The sequence below is a fragment of the Mycobacterium bourgelatii genome, assembly GCF_010723575.1.
Classification (GTDB): domain Bacteria; phylum Actinomycetota; class Actinomycetes; order Mycobacteriales; family Mycobacteriaceae; genus Mycobacterium; species Mycobacterium bourgelatii.
Window position 1 is genome coordinate 752,754 of the sequence record NZ_BLKZ01000001.1, and the last position, 20,042, is coordinate 772,795.

Consider the following 20,042-nt stretch of genomic DNA (forward strand, 5'->3'; position numbering starts at 1 on the left):
CGTACTGGACATGAGCACACTGAGCACCGACTTCGAGCTGATGCGTTCGGTGGCCGCGTCCACCGACACCCGCAACGAAGAAATCAGGGCGATGCTGCAGGCGTTCATCGGGCGGATGAACAGCGTGCCGCCCGCGGTCTGGGGTGGCCACGCGGCGGCGCGGTTCCGCGACGTCGTGGAGCGGTGGAATACCGAATCGACGCGGCTGTACCACGTCTTGCACGGCATCGCCGCAACCATCCGGACCAACGAAGCCACGCTGCGCGAGGCCGCACAGAACCATGCCCAGCGCATCGCCGCCGTCGGCGGGGACCTCTGAGCGGGGGAGAGCCACCATGGATCCGGTCTTGTCGTACAACTTCGACGCCATCGAATACTCCGTCCGCCAGGAGATCCACACCACGTCCGCGCGGCTCAACGCTGCGCTCGAGGACCTGAGGTCACAGATCGCGCCGCTGCAGCAGATGTGGACGCGCGAAGCGGCCGCCGCCTACCAGGCCGAACAGCTGAAGTGGCACCAGGCGGCGACCGCGCTCAACGAAATGCTGGTCGAACTGGGTAATGCGGTCCGCGACGGCGCCGACGAGATGGCGATCGCCGATCGGCGGGCGGCCGGCGGCTGGGGCCGGTAGCCGCAGCTCACAGGCCCTGTGCCGCCCCGACGGATGGAGAGCCGTCGGGGCGGCACAGTCGTTTTGACCTGCGGGGATGCCCCTCGGTAAGCTGCTCGGTTGGCGTGCGGTTACGCCGGGCCTCGGGTCAACGTCGGTCGCCGAGACAATCCCACCGCTTACGCCTGACCGATACCCGGGTCACACCGGGATCCACCCGAGAGAGAAGAAGGTAAGCGCTGTGCCTACATATGCGCCCAAGGCGGGTGACACCACGCGTTCGTGGTACGTCATCGACGCCACGGACGTGGTGCTTGGCCGCCTTGCCGTCGCGGCAGCCAACCTGCTGCGTGGCAAGCACAAGCCGACGTTCGCGCCCAATGTTGATGGCGGGGATTTCGTCATCGTCATCAACGCCGACAAGGTCGCCATCAGCGGCGACAAACTGCAGAGCAAGATGGCCTACCGTCACTCGGGGTATCCCGGCGGTCTGCGTAAGCGCACGATCGGCGAACTGCTGCAAAAGCACCCGGACCGCGTGGTGGAGAAGGCGATCGTGGGCATGCTGCCCAAGAACAAGCTCAGCCGCCAGATCCAGCGCAAATTGCGCGTCTACGCAGGCCCGGAGCATCCGCACACCGCTCAGCAGCCGGTTCCGTACGAGATCAAGCAGGTGGCCCAGTGACCGAGACAACCGAAGCCGTCGAGACTGCGGACGTCACGACGGAAAGCGCCCCCGTCGAGTACAGCGACTCGTACGTGTTTGAGCGGCCCATCCAGACCGTCGGCCGCCGCAAGGAGGCCGTGGTGCGGGTGCGCCTGGTGCCCGGCACCGGCAAGTTCAACCTCAACGGCCGCACCTTGGAGGACTACTTCCCCAACAAGGTGCACCAGCAGCTCATCAAGGCTCCGCTGGTCACCGTGGAGCGGACGGAAGCATTCGACATCTACGCGCTTTTGCACGGTGGCGGCCCGTCCGGACAGGCCGGTGCGCTGCGCCTGGGCATCGCCCGGGCGTTGATCCTGGCGCAGCCCGAGGACCGACCCGCGCTGAAGAAGGCCGGCTTCCTCACCCGTGACCCGCGTGCCACCGAGCGGAAGAAGTACGGCCTGAAGAAGGCCCGCAAGGCACCTCAGTACAGCAAGCGCTGATATCACTTTTGCGCCGCGAGCGTGCAAGTTTGTCCGCCACGCTCGGCGTGTCGCAGGACTGACACGCACGCTCGCGGCCAAGAGTGGGTATGTACAGGCAGAAGCACTGTGAGAGGTTTGTCGTTATGGGTCGACTGTTCGGCACCGACGGTGTGCGCGGGGTCGCCAATCGTGAGCTGACCGCCGAGTTGGCCCTGGCGCTGGGTGCCGCCGCCGCGCGGCACCTGGCCAGTACGGGCGAACCGGGCCGACGGGTTGCCGTGATCGGCCGCGACCCGCGGGCCAGCGGCGAAATGCTGGAGGCCGCGGTGATCGCCGGACTCACCAGCGAGGGCGTCGACGCGCTGCGCGTCGGGGTGCTGCCCACCCCCGCCGTGGCCTACCTGACCGGCGCTTATGACGCCGACTTCGGGGTGATGATCTCGGCGTCGCACAACCCGATGCCCGACAACGGCATCAAGATCTTCGGGCCGGGCGGCCACAAACTCGACGACGACACCGAGGACCAGATCGAAAACCTGGTCGCCGCCGGGCCGGGATTGCGCCCGGTCGGGGCGGGAATCGGCCGAGTCATCGACGCCGAGGACGCCGCCGACCGCTACCTCCGCCAAGTCAGCAAGGCCAGCACCACTCCGCTGGACGGGCTGACCGTGGTCGTCGACTGCGCGCACGGCGCTGCCTCGTCGGCGGCACCGCGCGCCTATCGCGCCGCCGGCGCGCGGGTCATCGCGATCAACGCCGAGCCCAATGGACTCAACATCAACGACGGCTGCGGATCGACCCACCTGGAGTCGCTGCGGGCGGCGGTCATCGCCCACCGCGCGGACCTGGGTCTGGCGCATGACGGTGACGCGGACCGATGCCTGGCCGTGGACGCCAACGGCGACCTCGTCGACGGCGACGCCATCATGGTGGTGCTCGCGCTGGCAATGAAAGAGGCAGGCGAACTGTCCGCCAACACGTTGGTGACGACGGTGATGAGCAATCTTGGCCTGCATCTGGCGATGAGGGCGGCCGGCGTCGAGGTGCGGACCACCGCTGTCGGCGACCGCTACGTCCTAGAGGAACTGCGGGCCGGCGACTTCAGCCTCGGCGGCGAGCAATCCGGTCACATCGTGATGCCCGCACTGGGCTCCACCGGCGACGGCATCGTCACCGGGTTGCGTCTGATGACGCGCATGGTGGAGACCGGTTCCACCCTGGCCAGCTTGGCGTCGGCGATGCAGTCGTTGCCGCAGGTGCTGATCAACGTCCAGGTCGCCGACAAGGCCACCGCGGCCGTCGCGCCCTCGGTGCAGAGCGCGGTCGACCAGGCTGCCGCCGAATTGGGTGACACCGGGCGAATCCTATTGCGCCCCTCGGGAACCGAGCCGATGATCCGAGTCATGGTGGAGGCTGCGGATGAGCACGTCGCACAGCGGCTGGCCACCACCGTGGCGGATGCGGTAAGCAGCGCAAGCTAATTCGCGAACACCTGGAACCGTTTGGCCGGGTTCCGGCGTCGAACTTGGTATGAGACTCGATTGTGCCGCGCTGCGTGCGGTAGCGGACCGGTTCAGTGCTGCGGCCGACCTGATCGATGAGGCCGTCGCAAACCACTTGGCGCGGTTGATATTTGACGGCTCCTGCGCCGGCCGGGCGCACGCAGCGCGCGGTGACGCACTACGTGCGAACCTCGACCGGTTGGCCGATGAGTTGTCGCAGTGGTCGCGGGCAGCGCGCGAGATCGCCGCAGCGCTGCGAGCCGGTGCCGAACGCTACGCCGATGCCGACGCGTACGCCGCGGCCCGGATCGCCTGATCGTGGCGGCATGGCTGGATGTCGCCGGGCGACTGGCCGAGGGCCGTCCCGCGGCAGAGCGGACGCAAAGTTATGTGCAAGCCTGCGAACGTGTCGGTTGCGCGGCCCCCGATCTCGATATTGTCGACGAATACGGCAGTGAGGACGGGCTTGATCTGCGCGCGCTCGACGACGACTGCGTCCAGCTGCGCGCCGCGGGTGTGGCCGTCATGGAATCCCTGCGGATGCAACGGGCGCAGGTCGCCGAGTTGGCGGTGGCGTGGACAGGGCCGGGAGCCGACGCGGCGGTCGCGTTTCTGCAGCGCCACTGCGACACCGCGAACGCGATAACGACCGAAATCCGCGCGGCCGCGCAGCGCTGCGAGTCGCTGCGCGACAACCTCTGGCGGTTGATCGATGCCAAGGTCGCCGCGGCCATTGCGATCGACGATCGTAGCCTGGCCCAACGGCCGGAATGGCTGGCCGCTGTTGCCACCGTGTCGACCGGAGCGGGCGATCGCCAAACCGCCGAAGCGGTGGTGCGCGAGCAGATAAATCCATACGTGCACAACGACATCGGCAATGACTGGCGGGACGCGATGCGATCGGCACGGACGGAAGTTGCGGCTTACTACGACATGGTCAACGACCGGTTGGCCGGCGCGCTGGCCGCCGCATCCTTCGAGATCCCCGGCGATCTAGGCCCGGTAGGCGGCCCACCGGTTCGGCCGGCGGCCGCGGGGCCACCGTCCGGCATCGCAGCACCGTCAGCGCCCGTAGGGTTCGGTGGTCGGCCGGCAGATCCCGGCCCGCCCATCGGCAGTGCAACGCGGCCGCCGGCCACCAACCCCCCACCGGCCACTGATGTTCCTCTACCCCAACCATTTTCGGGTCTGGGGAGCGGTGGCGGGGTGGGTGGGTCAGGCGGGCTGGGTGCGCTCGCCGGCCGCATTGTCGACGCGATGGGCGATGCGTTGGGCGGTGCGCTGGGGTCGAGCGACCCGGGTGAAGACGATCCGTTCCGCGACGACCTCGACGACGACCAGCACCCCAAACGACCCCACGCGCCCAAGGAGGTCGATCAGGCGGACAAGGTCGACCGGAGCGACGACAAACCGCCGCCGACCGACCGCGCCGACGCCGCAGCGACGCCGCACGCCGCCACCCAGGTACCCGACGCCGCCGAACCGGTCGCCGCCCCGACTCAGGTCGTGACGCCACCCGCGCCGCCGGACCCGGCTACCCCGTGTGAGATCGCGGCGGACGAGCTTCCGAAGGCAGGACAGTGACTGGACGAGTGACGTGGCGTGTCCGCATCTGTAGCGGCTCTTCGGCACGCCGAACCGTTCGCGGGTGCTCGAACGGGACGCCGTGAAATCCCTCGATCACCTGTGTAGGCCCGCGGCGGTCATCGCCAGCAGCGACGGAGTGTCGGCCGCGGCCTACCGGTCGTCACCGTGCCGTGGGCGAAGATCATCGACCTCATCGCACCCGAATTCGTTGCAATTGCAGGGTGATCCCGGCACCGGGGGTAGGTCAGACCCGCCGGGCGACGCGGGGGGGTGAAGTACCCGTGGAAACTCAGCGGCAGGTGATGCCGCAACCGGCCGGTGTAGACGGGTCCGGCGTCCAGGTTCCCGGCGTCCAGCACCAGCAGGTTGGCGGTGTTGTTGATCCCGTCCTGGGTGGGGACCAGCAGCCAGCCGTCGTCTTCGTCGGTGCCGCCGGGCCGCGCGGCGAAGACGCCCTCTTGCGGCAGGTGGCCCGGTGGCAGCCGGTATGTCACCGCGGCGCCGGAGACGTTGTCCACCTTGGCGATGGCGTTCGGAAGGACGCTCGCGTCGAGGCCCGTGGCCAGATACGTGTAACGGCTGCGCTGTCCGGTGCGCGACAGGTTGAAGGCGGGGAACTCGCCGGTGGTGTCGGAGAATCGCTCCTGGGTCACTTTGCCCGATCGGGTGATCCTCATCCGCAGCAGATGTCCGCCGTAGGGCACGCTGCCCATCTGGTCCAGGGATTGCACCGCCGAGAGCTGGCCGTTGAGTTGCTCCCACGACGCGTGGTAGTTGACCATTTCCACCACGGTGTCGGTGCGGTCCTCGTAGGCGTTGACCAGGTGCAGGTGCAACGTCGGATCTGTGTGCAACACAAGCGGTTTCCCGCCGCTGCGCGGCATCAGGCCGATCATCGTTCCGCGCTTCGCGTCGTATTGGATGGCGTCGATGAAGTTGCGTACCCCCAGACCCGCCCCGATGAACATGTCGATCGGAAAGATCAGCGGCGGCACCACGAAGACCATGTTTCGCGCGGTGAGCCCGACGTCGTGGTTGAACATCGGGCCCGGCAACGTGAGGTGCCCCAGCCGGTGTAGTTTTCCGGCGCGATCGACCCGGTAACAGATCAGCTTGGGAATCGGGAACATGGCCAGGCCGAAGTTGAACATGTCCCCGGTGGCGCGGTCCCACTTCGGATGCGCCGAGAAGGCGCCGAGCCACCGGAGCTTGCCACCGAACCTGTCGATGCCGATGGTGTCGAGAGTGTCCGGATCGATCTCGGTCGGCGGACCACCCTCCCAAAGTGCCAGCAGCTTTCCCGCGTGCATGACGACTCCGGTGTTTGCGACGTTGGCCGGGAAGCGTAGCGCGTTGGCCAGCAGCCCGCCGGGCCGCATCGTCCCGAGCGTGCGGAACGGAATTTCCTTTGATTCCAGTGACTTCCGGTAGTGCTCGGTCTGGATGTACCGGTTGCGGTAGTGCACGGCGCCGTCCGAGAAGGCGAACATGGACAGCATGCCGTCGCCGTCGAAAAGGTGGCCCAGGGGGTGGCCACCGGCATCCAGCTTTCCCGGGCCGTTGCGGTACAGCGTGCCGCGCAGCTCGGCCGGCAGGGTGCCCTCGTAATCGTCGATGACGTAGTCGTGTTCGTCGTAGAGCGGGGCGTAGACGGTGAGGCTGCTTTCCGGGACGCTCGGACTGACCATTGGTGCTCCTAGTCGATGGGGACGGTCTGAGGGCGGGGTGGGCGCACACGCAACGTGCAGGACAGCCCGGGCAGGTACGGATCGAACTCGAGGGGGATCGCCGAGTTTCGGTCGAAGAGCCGCTCACACGCGGCCTTGCATGCCATCAGGCACGAATTTTCCTGGGCGGCAGCCAATCCCGTCGACGTGTGCATTGCGCACTCGGGGATTTCGTACACCAGGGTACCGTCGGGTTCCACCCCGGATCGGTGGATCGGGCCCACCAGGAAGGTGGCGAAGCCGACTCCGGCGTCTAGCACCGCGGGGTACATTCCGGGTGGGACAATCCTGACCGCGTTGAACGCCGGTAGGAGGAAACGCAGCCAGCGCTGTAGCCGATGGGCAACCGCCGAGGAGACCAGCTCGTTGACGTCGTCGCGTGGTAGCTCGCGAACGAGTAGCCCAGTCGCCCATTCCAATTCGCGGACAAACTGCCCGTACCGCCGGCGCCACGACTCCCGGGGGGATTCCGGCCGCCTCGTCCGGCGACCACGCGGCGCGGTCACCGCCGCCCAGCCGGCCTCGACGGCGGCCCGATCGTCGACGACCAGTCGCAGGATGGGGAGCAACAATGATTCGGGTATGTCCCCGACGGCGCGCAGCATCGAACGCATGATCAGGTCGTCGCGGACCGCCGTGAGCGAACTCAGGAGACTTTCCTGCGTCGACGTGGTCACGGGATCTCCACCTTTCCGGCCTTCCAGTGACCGTCGATCTTTTGCATCGTCATGACGATGCGGCTGCGGTCGACGCGCGGGTCCGGGACGTCGCTGTTGGTGACGGTCTGGTCGACGAACAGCAGGACTACGACCTGAGTCTCGGTGGCGGACTTGATCGCCGCGTCGACGACGACCCCGCGGCCGGTGGCCTTGTGGTCGATCAGTAGCTGCCGCAGCTTGGAGCTGGATTGGCTGTAGAGATCCCGGAATTCGCCCGTTGCCCCGTCCAGGACGGCGTTGAAATTCGCGTCGAGATTGTTGCTGTCGACTGACGTCAGGGTGACCGCGTAGCTGGTGGCCACTTTCAGCGCCGCCTCGCCGGCGGCTTGGATGTTGCGGGCGTGGTGGTACTGCCACATGAAGTAGCCGGTCGCCGCCGCGAGTGCGACGATCAGCAACACCAGGGCGGCGGTCAGGTTGCGCCGGAATCGAATTCGTGGTGGCGCGCCGGGCTCCGCGTCCGCGGCAGACTTCGCGACCGCCTCTGTGGCGACCTGGTCCTCTTCGCGTTCATCGCACAGGCTGGTGGTCATCGGCAGTCTCCTCGCTCTGGCGTTACCATTGGCCGCCCCGGCGTTGCGGCTCGGAATCCGGGGGCAGCACCGGGCCCCCGTAAGGCAGTGGAATCGTGTGCGGCCCAACGGGCGTGGGATCGGTGCGGCGCAGCGGGTCCCAGCCCGGCGGCGGATTGGCCGTGTCGTCGCCGGGGGGCCGTGGGGCGTTACGCGCGCCGCGGACCAGCACACCCGGATCGTCATTGAGGCAGTAGGTGTTCACGTAGGGCTCGGGATAGTTCGGTATGAACGGCACGTCGCGCGGATGCGGATAGTCGCACAGGTAGCGGGGGTAGATCCCGGCGATCGCCCAGATGGCACCGCCATGCATCAGCGTGGTGATGCCATCCAGCAGTGGTGGCCGGTTGTCGCCGAACAACTGGCCCAACGCGGGAACTCGGACGTAGGCGAGTTGGGCGACTGTGGTCAGGTTGCCCAGCAGTGCCGCCATGACGGGGGAGTTGTCGGCGATCAGCTGATCAACCGTGGCCAGCAGGCGTGGGGTCTCGTCCAGCATGCGCCGCACACCGCCGTCCCTGGCCGCGACGCCGGTCAGCGTGGCGCGCAGGTTGTCGGACAGGGCGTCCAGTCCCGCGGTGGACTCGTCGATGATCCGGAACACCGACCGGCTGCTGCGCAGCAGCGTCATGGTCTGCGGCAGCACGCCGTCGAGCGTGGAGATGAGCAGCTCGCCGCCGTTGAGCAGATCGCGCAGCCGCTGTGGCCCCTCTTCGCTGACGCCCAGCTCGTCGATGACCGCTTTCAGCTTGGGTGGATCGATCTGCGCCAACAGCCCGTCGACGTTCTGCAGCAGCCGCGAGATGGGAATCGGTGTGGTGGTCTGGCTTTCGGCGATCACGGCACCGTTGGTGATCACCGGCCCACCGGTGCCCGCCGGCTCGAAGTCCAGGTACTGCTCCCCGGCGGGGGAAAGGCCCGACACGCGGACGGTCGTGCCGTCGCGCGGAATCCGGACGTGCCCGTCGATGCGCGCGGTGACCCGAACCCCATGGTCGGCCAGGTCGACCGATTGCACTCGGCCGATCGGCACGCCACGCAGGGTCACGTCCTGGTTGGCAAGCAGGCCGCCGGATTCGGCGAGCTGAACTTCGACCACGATCCGACTCGCGAGTGGATTGTCGCGCAGCGCACCGAAAGTGAGGTAGGCGGCACCGACGACGATCAGCGCGACCTGAGCCAGCACCGAAAGAAGGAGCCGGGATGCAACGGCGGAACGCACCGTTCTCACGGTGAATGCGGCGACCGGTTCCACGAGATTCATCGGCGCGGGCCCCATATCCGGTCGCGGTCGGGGCCCCACACCCGGTCGCCCAGCTGGGTGAGGACGAACCTCAGCGACCCGACCAGGTTTTCCCAATCGGCCCACTTCGGCCCGTGGAAACCTGGATCACCCAGATGGTTCTTGTCCGGGATGTGGCCGAGCGCGATTTGCTGCAGGTCGACATCTGAGTGAGTTGCATTGGCACTGAACAGTTTCAGCGTCGGAGGCAGTACCCGCAGCAGGTTGGACATGGTGACGCGCGGGTCGACGGCGACGTCGTTGAACGAACGGGACAGCTCGTTCAGATCGTGGATGAGGCTGCGGGTGTCGGTGCCGGCGATGGACGGGAACCGCTGTAGTTGGCGCGTGACGGATGACAATCGGTCGACCAGATCCACGATCGTGGCGGTGTTGTCGGCGATCACCGTCAGCGCCGGCGCTGACGACGTCAGCAGATCGTCGATCGAATCGCGCCTGGTGTTCAGCTCGTCGGCGAGCGCCGCGGTCTGCTTCATCACCGTGCGGATGTCCTCGGCGCGCGCCGACATGGTGGTCACCAGGGCCCGCGATTCGCGGATCATCGTGGCCAGCCCCTCGCCCTGGTGTCCCACCGCGGAGCCCACCCCGTTGAGCGCCCTGGTGAGGTTGCGAATCACCCCGCCGTTGACCAGCATCGAACTTGAGGCCAGGACCTGTTCGACGGTGGTTGCCGCCACCGTCGACGCGAGCGGGATGGTGTCGCCGTCGTGCAGGACGGCGCCCGTAGCTGCAGCGCCTTCCGGCTCGCGCAGCGCCACGAAGATGTCCCCGAGTGGCGTGGCCGAACGCAATTCGGCGGTAGTGCCTACCGGTAGTCGGACGCTGTCGAGGATCCGCATGCCGACCACTGCGGTGTAGTGCTCGGCGGACATCGATACCACCTCGCCCACGTCGGCCCCGCCGAGGCGGACCTTGGCCCGATCGGGCAGGTTGAGCGCGTTGGAGAACACGGCGGTGAGGTGGTAGCCGGCACCGCCGATGCCGGGGGCGGGCAGCGGCAGCTTCTCCACGCCGACCGAACACCCGGCGACCAACACCGCGCACAGCGCCGCCGGCGCGGCGGTGTGCGCGACTCGGCGGGTCAGTACGCGGCGGGCGATCACTTGCCGAGCCTCGTCATCGCTTCCAGCACCGAGGTCAGGCCGAAATCGGGCCCGAGATCACGGATTGTCCCAGTGCGGCAGCCGAGTTGGCGCAGTCCCAGGATGTTGCAGACTTCCTTGGTCATCGAGCTGTCGAAGAAAACCGAGTCGAAATGCGCACCGACCCGCAGCATGCCGTTGTCCGGATCGATCGCCGCGGCGACGTTGTCGATTGCCAGCGGCGCGACGTCGAAAACCTCGGCCAGCTCGCGGCGATAGTCGACCAAAGCCTTGGTGAAGGCGTTGCTGCTCTGCATCGTTGCCGCCAGGTTCTCGCCGTTGTCGCCGAGCAGGCGGTTCAACTGTTCGAGCACCTCGTTGAGCCGCCGTCCGGTCTGCCCCTGGCCGACGTCCTCGTCGGCCAGGAGGTCGCTGAGTTGGCGGATGCTCGAACCGAACTCGCGTACCAAGGCCTCGTTCTGCGCCGCGGAATCCGTGAGTCTGCTCAAGTTGGTCACCACGGTGGTGAGGTTCTGCCGGGTTGCGTGGCCAGCGTCCCCGCCGTCCCCGCCGGTGCGCAACGCCGCCGAGAGCGCGCCGAGCGCCGATTTGATCCGTTCGCCACTGGTGGACGTGATATCTGAGGTTGCGTTGAGGATGTCGGCCATCGGTCCGCCGCCGGCACCGTCGCCGTGCATCGCGGTGCCGAGCTTGTCGAGCATCTTGAGCACTCGGTCGAACTCGATTGGCGTCCTGGTCCGGCGCAGGCTCAACACGGTGCCGTCGGCCAGCGTAGGGCCCCCCCGATAGGGCGGGGTCAGTTCCACGTGGCGGTCGGTGAGGATCGAGGTGCCGACCGTCACCGCCGTGACATCGCTGGGGATCTGTATCTTGGCATCCACGTCGAGGACGACTTCGACGTAGTCGTTCTTCGGGCTGATCGAGCCGACCCGTCCGACCGGCATACCCAGCACTGCAACGATATTGCCGGTGTAGAGGCCGATCGTGTTGTCGAACTGTGCGGTGATCGTGAGGTGCTTGGGCGCCACGCTGGGCCACAGTGAGTAGCCGGCAACGAGCACGGTCGCCGCCAGCACGGCGAGTATGGTGAGCCGGAGTATTAGTCTCTTGCTCATTCGCAGTCCTTGAAGTACTGGTAACGGTCCGGCCAATTCCATTGCTGCGCGCGACCGCTGATCGCGCACATCCAGGAATCCACCATCAGGCCACCGGGAAGCGCGAAATCCAGAAACGGCCCCGTTCCGCTGGCGTTGGCCACGTTTCGCATCGCGATGGGCATGGTTTGAAACAGGTTGCGCAACAACGGATCGTGGTTTCCGATCATCGCGGTGACCTGACGGGTCTCGGTGAGCAGCGTGTTGATCTGGGCGCTGTTACCGACTGTGAGTTCGTGCGTGGTGTTCACCAGGTTTGTCGCGGCCTGCAGCAGTCGCATGACCGCGTCGCGCCGGGCGACGATCTCACCGAACAGGTCACTGCCCTGCTTGATCAGCGCCTTGAGGTCATCCTGCTGCCGCCCCAGGATGTCGGCTACCGTCGCGGTGCTGCGCAGCAACTCCGCGATCTGGCCCCGGCGGGAAGTGATTACCTGCGAGAGCATTTCGATGTTGGTCATCGCGTCGGGCAGGATCGACGGTAGGCCGCTCAACTGTCTGGATACGGTCTCCATCGAATCGGCGAACTGCTCGGCATTCACCTGCTCGAAGGTGTTCGTCGAATCCTGCAGTACCCGTTGTAAGTCGTAGGGAACCATGGTGTGCGCCAGCGTGATTCGTCGGTCGGCCAGCGGTCCGTCGCCGGCCGGCTTCAATTCCACATAGCGGGCGCCAAGCACGGTGCTCAACTTGATCGCCGCCCTGGTCTGCGATCGAAGCGACACGTCAGGCCGGATTTTCATCGTCACCACGACGTGGTCGTCGGCCAGCGAGGTGTCGTCGACCGTGCCCACCGGCACCCCGGCGATGCTCACGTCGTCGCCCGGGCGGATGCCTGCCGCCTGCACGAATTCAGCTACGTACGTCGTCTTTCCGAGGTGCAACGAGGTCAGCATGGTGCTGACCGCCACCAGCGCGGCGAGCGTGAGCACCGCACCGAGGCCCAGCCACGCGGTATTGAGGTCCTCGAGGACCCACTTGCGTCGCCGTTTTGCCATCGCGTTCACCTGCACTGCGCCGAATATTTGCGCTGGCCACCGGGAGTGGCCGCGTTGACGATGCTGGGCACGATCGGCTTGAGGAAGTTGAGCAGCGTGAAGTTGAAGTCGCAGGCCTGTGCGCTCATGGCGGTGCTGTCGCCGGTGATGCGGGCCACGCCCTTGAGGACGGCGGGCAGGTTGGCGCCCAGGGTGGCGAATTGGTCCTGATCGGCAACCATGGTCCGCAGCAGCCCCGGCTGACGGTTGAGGGTGTCATCCAGATCCGGGCGCGTCGCGGTCATGATCGCCGAAATACGGTCGACCACCGTGGAAATCGACCCCACCGAGGTGATCAGCTCGTCGCGGCGGACATTCAGCCCCGCCACCACCGCCCGGACCTGCGTCAACGTGGTCTCCAGCGATTTACCCTGGCTCGCCAGGTTGTGGGTTACCGCGTTGAGGCTGTTGATGAGCTGGCCCAGGAGGTCGTCAGGGCCGGACATCGACTGGGCGAGGTGTGATGTCTCGGCGATCAGCAGCGCCAACGAATTCGAGTCGCCCTGAAGCGCTTTGATCAGCGCGTTGGACAGATTCCCCCGGTTGTCGGGATCGAGCAGCGTGAAGAGCGGTTCGAAGCCGTTGAGCAGTTCGGTCACGTCGAACGACGGCTCCGTGTGATCGAGGGGGATCGTTGCGTCCGGGGCGAGCAGGTCCGGCTGGCCGAAATCGGCCAGTGACAGGCTGAGATAGCGTTGCCCGATGATGTTCTGATAGACCACAGCGACTTTGGTGTTGCCGTAGACGGGTTGGTGGCGTTCAATCCGGAAACGCACCCGTGCGAGATCCCCGGAGAGGTCGATGTCGTCGACCCGTCCCACCCGGACACCCGCCATCCGCACGTCGGACCCAGCGCGCAGCCCGGTGACATCGGTGAAGGTCGCGGTGTAGCTTGCGGTCGGTCCAACGACGTCGCGGCGCAGGGTGACGTAGATGATCCAGGTGAGTGCGAAGCAGAACGTGAGGAAGGCGACGAGCCAGGCGAGCTGGCATCGGTGCGTGGTCATGGCGTCCCCCGAGGGTCCGGTTCGGGCACGAAAGCCGCTGGCGGCGGCGGAGTTTGCGCGGCACCCGTCAGAAGCTGTTCCGCCGCGTTCGTCGGCGGCGGCAGGACGGTGCCCGGCGGGGGAACGTACGCGCGGGGATCGGGGAGTCCGTGGGTGTCCACCACGGGCGTCGTCTCGGGCGCGGTGACGCAGCTGGGTCCCCGCAGCTCCCCGTACACCGGGCAGTCGGAGCGTGTGTACAGCCGCAGCGGAGCCAGCGCCACCACAAGCTTGAAGGTGAAGCCCACCTTCGTGCCGGTGCGGGTCCACAACTCATCGAAGAACTTGTCGACAACGTTGTTGATTCCCAATGCGATTGCCGGAAACTTGGCGGAGTGATCGGCCAGCACGCCGACGACCGGCGTGAGTTGGGTGGTGATCGCCAATAACTGGTCGGCGTGGTTGTTCAGCCCGGTGTCGACGGTGCCGACGGTGTGCTGCGCTCCGGTCAGCAGGTCGTCGAGAGCAACCCGCTTCTCGGCGATGGTTCGCATCGGCACCACGGCGTTGTGCAACGCGTCCACCAGGTCGGGCGCCGAACCGCGCAGCGCCTCGATCGCGGATTCCCACGTTGCCAGGGTGGGCAACTCGTCGGTTTGGGTGTTCAGCCGATTCAGCTCGGTGGCAATGCGATTCAGGCCCGCGGCGGCCGAGGTCAGCGCCCGTCCCTTACCCGCGGTCGCGTCGGCAAGCGCGCGCATCAGCCCCAGCGTGTGGTCGCCGCCGGGACGGCCGACGGCCGCGACCACATCACGCAACTTGGCCAGCGTGGTCTGGAACAGTTGCGTCGGCAGGGTGTGATCCTGGGCGATGGTGGCCCCGGGTCGGATCGGCGGCGCCGGACCGTTGTCGACCAGCTGCACCGACGACACCGCAAAGGCGTTACTCGGGACGATCCGGGCGGTCACACTGTTCGGGATGCCTTGCGCCCGTACCGGATCGATGTCGATGTGCACCCGGTTGGCGCCACCGCCGGTCGCGGGCGTGACGTCGCGGACGGCACCCACCAGCACGCCGCGGAACTTCACGTCCGATTGCGGCGGCAGCCCGTCGCCGACGGTGCTCAGCACCGCGGTGACCCCGACGCGCCCGTCCAGCCTGCCCTGAGACTTCGCCAGCAGCAGGTAGCCCACCAGCACGCACACCAGCAGAAAGCCCGTTCCGGTGACCCGCAGTATCGGCATCGACGGACCGCGCCCGTCGAGGTCGAACTTGTTCGGCATCAGCCGCCCAGCCTTCCGCCCGCGTCGACGCCCCAAAACGCCATGGTGAGAAGCATGTTGACGCTGACCATGACGGTGATGCTGGCGCGCATCGCCCGCCCGGCCGCGATGCCGACGCCACGCGGCCCGCCGCTGGCGTAGAAGCCGTAATAGCACTGCAGCGTGGACATGATGGTGACGAAGACGGCGACCTTGATGATGGCGAACACCATGTCGCGGGGGCTGAGCATGAGCCCGAAGTAGTGCAGATAGGTGCCCGACCCCTGCCCACTGGCCAGATAGATGACGAACTGGCAGACCAGGAAATTCAGACACAGGCAGACCACGAACAACGGGACGACGGCCAGCGCGGACGCCAGCACCCGGGTGGTCACCAGATAGGGGATGGGCCGGATCGCCACCGACTCGAGGGCGTCGATCTCCTCCGAGATCCGCATCGCCCCCAATTGGGCCGTGAAGCGGCACCCGGCCTGGATCGCGAAGCCGAGTGATGCCATCATCGGCGCGATTTCGCGCACGCTGGCCAGCGCGGTGATCAGCCCGGTCGCCGGTCCCAGTCCGAGCAGGTTGAGCGCGTTGTAGCCCTCGATCGCCACAACGGCTCCACCGGCCGCCCCGTTGATAAGTACCACGCCGGCCGTGCCGCCGCCGACGACGATCGAACCGTTGCCCCAGGTGACATCGGAGAGCAACCGGAAGAATTCGCGCGGATACCGGCGCAGCACGAGTGGCACGCCGGCCAGCGTCTGAAAGAAGAACGCCACCATATGACCGATCCGGGCCACCTGGTCACCGGCCCCGACGACGGCGGACACGACCGGGCGCACGCCGACGGGATAGTAGGTGGCTGCCATGATCAGAAACTGGTCTTGGGGAACAAGATCAAATACATCTGGCTCATCAACACGTTGACCAGCAGCAGTACCAGAACGGATTGCACGACGGCGGCGTTTACCGAGTTGGCCACGCCGGCCGGGCCGCCACGAGCGTCCAGGCCCTTGTAACACGAGATGACCGCGACGATGGCGCCGAAGACCACCGCCTTGAGCAGGGTCAGGATCAGGTCGTCCACGGTGGCGAACGAGGAAAAGGTCGCGGTGTAGCTGCCCGGGGTGCCGCCTTGCAGCATGACCGTGAACGCGTACCCGGCCAAAAACCCGATGAAGCAGGCGAATCCGGTCAACGCGGTGGCGATCAGCATGCTGGCCGCCAGGCGGGGCACCACCAGGCGCCGGATCACCGACACCCCCATCACCTCCATGGCGTCGGTCTCTTCCCGGATCTTTCGGGAGCCGAGGTCCGCGCCCGTCGCCGACCCGACCGCCGCGGCCATCAGGACGGCGGCGACCAGTGGGGCACCCTGCCGCAGGACCGCCAGGCCGTTGGCCGCCCCGGCCAGCGAGGTGGCGCCGAGTTGCCCGGCCAACAAGCTGAATTGGATCGCCAGGGTGACGCTGAGCGGCACGGCGATGAACAGTGTCGGTACCGCCGCGGTGCGCGCCATGAAGGTGGCCTGCTCGACGAATTCGCGGAACGGAAAGCGGGCCCGGGCCAGGTCGATGAAGAAGTACTGGAAGGCGCGCACCGCGAGCACACACTGTCCGCCGACCGTGCGCAGCGCTGTGATCGGGTGGCGGTCGACGTAGCCGGTGGACCACCCGATGATCTCCTGGGTCGACGAATCCAGCCGGTTCTCCTGCACGGCAACGCCTTCCGTCATTGCGGCGCCCGGGACGGCTCCAGCACCAGGGAGAGCCGCTTGAGTCCGCGCAGCATGAAACTGGGCTCGTATTCGAAGTCGTTGTCCGCGGTCAACGTCACGGAGGCGAACCGCTGGGCCAGTTCCTGCAACCCAATTGCGGCTTCCAGTCGTGCCAGGGTGGCGCCGAGGCACGCGTGGATGCCGTGTCCGAAGGCCAAGTGGGTCTTGGCGTTCGGGCGCTCAGGATTGAAGTCGTCGGCGTCGTCGAATTGGGCCTCGTCGCGATTCGCCGACGCGAAGCCCAGCACCACCAACGAGCCCGCGGGGATGGTCACGCCGCCGAGTTCGGTCTCTGCCTTGGTGATCCGGAACATGGTCTGGACGGGAGACAGGAAACGCAGTGCCTCTTCGACGAACGCGCCGGCCCGCTCGGCGGGGTTCTCCCGCAGCCAGTCCCACCACTTCGGCGACTCTCCCGCCAGCAGCAGCGATCCCGTCAACAGCTTGGTCGTCGTCTCGTTGCCGGCGATCAACAGCTGCTGGATGATGCTCAGCGCCGCGCCGGTGCTCAGCGGCTCGTCGTCGCTCTCGGCGGTGGATGCGGTGGTGAGCCCGGTGAGCAGGTCGTCCTTCGGTTCGGCGCGACGGTCGTCGAGTTGGGCAGCGAAGTAGCGCTGGAATTCCAGCAGGCTGCGCGCCTGTTCGAGCCGGCCGGCGTCGTCGAGTTCGGCGCCGACGGTCAGGGCGAACTGGTCGGACCACTGTTTGAAGTCGTCGATCCGTTCGTCGGGAACGTTCAGGATGTGCGCGATGACTCGCAGCGGCAGCGGTGCCGCGAACGCGGTGATGACCTCGATCGGGCTGCCGGCGGGCAGTTGATCGGCGACCTCGGCGGCGATCCGGCGGATCGCCGGCTCCTGCTGGGCGATGAAGCGTGGCGTGAAGGTCCGGGCCACCATCCGGCGGTAGTAGTGGTGCTCGGGCGGGTCGGCGGTGAGCAACGTCGGCACCGGGGGCCAGCCCTCGGCCGCGATCTCGGCGACCGCGGCCGCGATCGATTCCGGCGCCGGCAGCTGCGGCACCCCGAAGTTCGACGAGAACACCTCGTGGTTGGTCAACGCTTCGGTGACCAGTTCGCGCGAGGTGACGAACCACATGCCCCGGGCGGCCACGAAGTGCACCGGCGCCTGCTCCCGCAACGCCCGGTAGTGCGGGAACGGGCATTGCAGCGTCTGCGGGTCGAGCGGGTCGAAGTTGTCGGGCGAGGGGGGACCGGCGGCGATGTCTGGATCGGTGGTCGTCTGGCTCACGGTGGCTCCCAACTTCGCGCTTGGCCGGCAGTTAATTGGTGAGCTAATATAATAGTGATCTGAATCATAGGCAAGATCATGAGGAGATGACATGACGCGGGTACCGGCGTGCCGACGGCGGTAGTGACCGGCGCGGGAAACGGCATCGGACGTGCGATTTCGCGTCGCCTCGCCGCCACCGGCGCCCACGTCGTGGTGGTGGACCGGGATGCCGACGCGGCGCGCCGCACCGCCGAGAGCGTCGGCGGGACCGCCGTGGAGTGCGACGTATCCGACGAACGGTCGGTCGCCGGGCTGGCAGAGGCCGTCGACTCGGTGGATGTGCTGGTGAACAATGCCGGCATCTGGCGATCGCAGACGCTCGACGACAGCACCGTGGTCGACGTGGACGACGTGTTGGGCGTCAACGTGCGGGGCACCTGGCTGGTCACTCGCGCGCTGATGCCGAAGTTCGGGCCGGCCGGAGGCGCGGTGGTGAACCTGACGTCGGTGCTGGCCGAACTCGGCGGTGTCGGCCGCGGCATCTACCCGGCGTCCAAGGCGGCGCTGGTCGCACTGACCAAGCAGATGGCATCGGAATATGCGGGCCGGCGGATCCGGGTCAACGCGGTCGGCCCCGGCCTGGTTTTGACGGAGGGCACGGCCGCGGAGTTCGGCGACCCGGGCCTGCGGGACGCGGTCGCCGCCGCGATGCCGCTGGGCCGGATCGGCGACCCCGAGGACGTCGCCGCCGCGGTGGCTTTCCTGGCGTCGGATGCCGCCGGGTACGTCACCGGGCAGGTGCTCTACGTGGACGGGGGTTGGTCGGTGAACGGTTCGGCGTTCATCGGCACCGCGATCCAGGCTTATCTGGCGGGGCTCGGTGGTGAACCAGCGGTTGGAGGACCCAGTGGTGGGAGGACAGCGTGACTGATGTGGGCGTGCGGCGCGAGCCGGCACCGGGCGAGGCTCGTTCGCCGGGGCCGACGGTGCAGGAGCTGCTGGCCAAGGACACTCGCGACGTCCCCGCGCCGCTGCTGGAGGAGTCCTACGAATTTCTCGGGTCGGCCGACATCGACAAGGAGCGCTACCTCAGCCGGGACTTCCACCAGCGCGAGGTCGACCGGCTGTGGAGCAGGGTGTGGCAGTTCGCCTGCCGCGAAGAAGACATTCCCGAGCCCGGCGACTACGTCGTCTACGACGTCGCCGACATCTCGCTGATCGTGGTGCGCACCGGTCCCGACGAAATCAAGGCGTATCGCAACGCGTGCCTGCACCGCGGGCGGCGGCTTTGCGACGACTCCGGCCACGCCGCGCGCTTCCGGTGCCCGTTCCACGGTTTCACCTGGGACCTGCACGGCGCCCTGGCCGAGGTGCCGTGCCGCTGGGACTTCCCGCACGTCGACGACCAGGCGTTCGGGTTGCCGCAAGCGCGCACCGGGACCTGGGCCGGCTTCGTGTTCGTCAACCCCGACCCCGACGCCGCGCCGCTGGCCGACTACCTAGGTGACGTGCAGCGGCATCTGGCGCCCTTCGGCCTGGAATCCCGATTCAAGGCGGCGCACGTCGCCAAGGTCATCGCCTGCAACTGGAAGGTCGGCCTGGAGGCCTTCATCGAGTCCTACCACGTCATCGCCACCCATCCGCAGTTGCTGGAGTACCTGGGGGACTGCAATACCCAGTACGACATCTACCGCCGCGGTGACGGGCTGCCCGGGTTCAACCGGATGATCACCCCGCAGGCGACCAGCAGCCCGCACCTGGGGGAGCCGCTGGACCCCCAGGAGGTGCTCGACGCGATGTTCCGGGATTTCTTCCCCGACGCGGCCGGCAACATCACGGTGCCTGAAGGTCAGGAAGCGCGGCCGGTGGTGGCCGAGGCGATGCGGGGCCGGTTGGCCGAGGCCACCGGCGCCGACCTGTCGGCCGTCAGCGACAGCGAGATCGTGGACGCGATCGAGTACTTCGTGTTCCCGAACCTGGTGCCCTGGGCCGGGGTCGGGGCACCGTTGACCTACCGTTTCCGGCCGTACGGCAACGACCCCGATCAGTGCATCTTCGAGATCATGCTGCTCGCGCCGTTGCCGCCGGGGGTGCCCAAGCCAAAGGCCGCCCCGGCGCATTGGCTGGGGCCAGACGAGGATTACGACGCGGCGCCGGAGTTGGGTGCGTTGTGCGCCGTCTACAACCAGGATCTGGTCAACCTCGCCCAGGTGCAGCGGGGGTTGAAAAGCATGACCAAACCCGGCGTGACGCTGGCCAACTACCAGGAAATTCGGATACGTCAGTTCCATCAGGACCTCGACGACTATCTGCGGGGCTAGGGCGTGCTT

21 protein-coding genes are annotated in these 20,042 nt (G+C 67.2%); 9 read left to right on the top strand and 12 right to left on the bottom strand.

Translation table 11 applies throughout. From position 1 onward, the window contains the following. The first annotated feature begins 10 nt into the window (after nt 1-10). The 7 genes from G6N68_RS03505 to G6N68_RS03535 all read left to right on the top strand — a co-directional run bounded on the left by G6N68_RS03505 (nt 11) and on the right by G6N68_RS03535 (nt 4,831). Complete coding sequence (locus G6N68_RS03505) at nt 11-319, top strand: WXG100 family type VII secretion target (protein WP_205351225.1); 309 nt, start codon at nt 11-13, stop codon at nt 317-319. 16 nt (nt 320-335) lie between these two features. Further along, nucleotides 336-632 (top strand): WXG100 family type VII secretion target, encoded by a 297-nt coding sequence (locus G6N68_RS03510; RefSeq protein ID WP_163707922.1) that lies wholly within the window; start codon nt 336-338, stop codon nt 630-632. A gap of 220 nt (nt 633-852) precedes the next feature. Continuing rightward, on the top strand, nt 853-1,296 hold the full coding sequence (rplM, locus tag G6N68_RS03515; protein ID WP_163707925.1) for a 50S ribosomal protein L13: 444 nt from the start codon (nt 853-855) through the stop codon (nt 1,294-1,296). Further along, a complete protein-coding gene (gene rpsI / locus G6N68_RS03520; RefSeq protein WP_163707928.1) occupies nt 1,293-1,763 on the top strand; it encodes a 30S ribosomal protein S9 in 471 nt (156 codons plus the stop codon). The genes rplM and rpsI overlap by 4 nt, the downstream gene beginning before the upstream one ends. A 125-nt stretch (nt 1,764-1,888) precedes the next feature. Continuing rightward, a complete protein-coding gene (glmM, locus tag G6N68_RS03525) occupies nt 1,889-3,226 on the top strand; it encodes a phosphoglucosamine mutase (protein ID WP_163707930.1) in 1,338 nt (445 codons plus the stop codon). 49 nt (nt 3,227-3,275) lie between these two features. Then, nucleotides 3,276-3,563, top strand: coding sequence for a DUF7162 family protein (locus G6N68_RS03530; protein ID WP_163707934.1), 288 nt, complete (start codon nt 3,276-3,278; stop codon nt 3,561-3,563). Nucleotides 3,564-3,565: 2 nt separating this feature from the next. Next, nucleotides 3,566-4,831, top strand: a complete 1,266-nt coding sequence (locus G6N68_RS03535) for a hypothetical protein (RefSeq protein ID WP_163707936.1) — start codon at nt 3,566-3,568, stop codon at nt 4,829-4,831. Nucleotides 4,832-4,950: 119 nt separating this feature from the next. Here G6N68_RS03535 and G6N68_RS03540 read toward each other — a convergent pair whose 3' ends face one another. From G6N68_RS03540 to G6N68_RS03595, 12 genes are read right to left on the bottom strand one after another with little or no spacing between them, the layout of a single operon-like run. Continuing rightward, nucleotides 4,951-6,522, bottom strand: a complete 1,572-nt coding sequence (locus G6N68_RS03540) for a carotenoid oxygenase family protein (protein WP_163707940.1) — start codon at nt 6,520-6,522, stop codon at nt 4,951-4,953. 8 nt (nt 6,523-6,530) lie between these two features. Beyond that, a complete protein-coding gene (locus G6N68_RS03545) occupies nt 6,531-7,238 on the bottom strand; it encodes a hypothetical protein (protein WP_163707944.1) in 708 nt (235 codons plus the stop codon). Further along, nucleotides 7,235-7,813: an Rv1363c family protein gene (locus G6N68_RS03550; RefSeq protein WP_163707947.1), complete on the bottom strand. Its 579-nt coding sequence runs from the start codon at nt 7,811-7,813 to the stop codon at nt 7,235-7,237. The genes G6N68_RS03545 and G6N68_RS03550 overlap by 4 nt, the downstream gene beginning before the upstream one ends. 22 nt (nt 7,814-7,835) lie before the next feature. Next, nucleotides 7,836-9,116 carry an MCE family protein gene (locus G6N68_RS03555; RefSeq protein WP_240355351.1) on the bottom strand — a complete coding sequence of 427 codons (1,281 nt, stop codon included), beginning with the start codon at nt 9,114-9,116 and terminating at the stop codon, nt 7,836-7,838. After that, nucleotides 9,113-10,258 (bottom strand): MlaD family protein, encoded by a 1,146-nt coding sequence (locus G6N68_RS03560; protein ID WP_163707953.1) that lies wholly within the window; start codon nt 10,256-10,258, stop codon nt 9,113-9,115. Before G6N68_RS03560 ends, G6N68_RS03555 begins: the two co-directional genes overlap by 4 nt. After that, nucleotides 10,255-11,373, bottom strand: coding sequence for an MCE family protein (locus tag G6N68_RS03565; RefSeq protein ID WP_163707955.1), 1,119 nt, complete (start codon nt 11,371-11,373; stop codon nt 10,255-10,257). The genes G6N68_RS03560 and G6N68_RS03565 overlap by 4 nt, the downstream gene beginning before the upstream one ends. Then, the gene (locus G6N68_RS03570) at nt 11,370-12,410 is read right to left on the bottom strand and encodes an MCE family protein (RefSeq protein WP_163707960.1); all 1,041 of its coding nucleotides are present in this window, start codon (nt 12,408-12,410) and stop codon (nt 11,370-11,372) included. The genes G6N68_RS03565 and G6N68_RS03570 overlap by 4 nt, the downstream gene beginning before the upstream one ends. Nucleotides 12,411-12,415: 5 nt before the next feature. Next, nucleotides 12,416-13,456: an MlaD family protein gene (locus tag G6N68_RS03575; RefSeq protein WP_163707963.1), complete on the bottom strand. Its 1,041-nt coding sequence runs from the start codon at nt 13,454-13,456 to the stop codon at nt 12,416-12,418. Then, nucleotides 13,453-14,718 (bottom strand): MlaD family protein, encoded by a 1,266-nt coding sequence (locus G6N68_RS03580; RefSeq protein WP_163707966.1) that lies wholly within the window; start codon nt 14,716-14,718, stop codon nt 13,453-13,455. The genes G6N68_RS03575 and G6N68_RS03580 overlap by 4 nt, the downstream gene beginning before the upstream one ends. Further along, nucleotides 14,718-15,575: an MlaE family ABC transporter permease gene (locus G6N68_RS03585; protein ID WP_240355659.1), complete on the bottom strand. Its 858-nt coding sequence runs from the start codon at nt 15,573-15,575 to the stop codon at nt 14,718-14,720. Before G6N68_RS03585 ends, G6N68_RS03580 begins: the two co-directional genes overlap by 1 nt. Further along, the gene (locus G6N68_RS03590) at nt 15,575-16,438 is read right to left on the bottom strand and encodes an MlaE family ABC transporter permease (RefSeq protein ID WP_163707972.1); all 864 of its coding nucleotides are present in this window, start codon (nt 16,436-16,438) and stop codon (nt 15,575-15,577) included. Before G6N68_RS03590 ends, G6N68_RS03585 begins: the two co-directional genes overlap by 1 nt. Beyond that, complete coding sequence (locus G6N68_RS03595; RefSeq protein ID WP_163707976.1) at nt 16,435-17,730, bottom strand: cytochrome P450; 1,296 nt, start codon at nt 17,728-17,730, stop codon at nt 16,435-16,437. Before G6N68_RS03595 ends, G6N68_RS03590 begins: the two co-directional genes overlap by 4 nt. Nucleotides 17,731-17,838: 108 nt before the next feature. Here G6N68_RS03595 and G6N68_RS03600 point away from each other — a divergent pair, with 108 nt between their 5' ends. Next, nucleotides 17,839-18,639: an SDR family NAD(P)-dependent oxidoreductase gene (locus G6N68_RS03600; protein WP_163707979.1), complete on the top strand. Its 801-nt coding sequence runs from the start codon at nt 17,839-17,841 to the stop codon at nt 18,637-18,639. Further along, on the top strand, nt 18,636-20,033 hold the full coding sequence (locus G6N68_RS03605) for an aromatic ring-hydroxylating oxygenase subunit alpha (RefSeq protein ID WP_205351226.1): 1,398 nt from the start codon (nt 18,636-18,638) through the stop codon (nt 20,031-20,033). Before G6N68_RS03600 ends, G6N68_RS03605 begins: the two co-directional genes overlap by 4 nt. Nucleotides 20,034-20,042 lie beyond the last annotated feature (9 nt).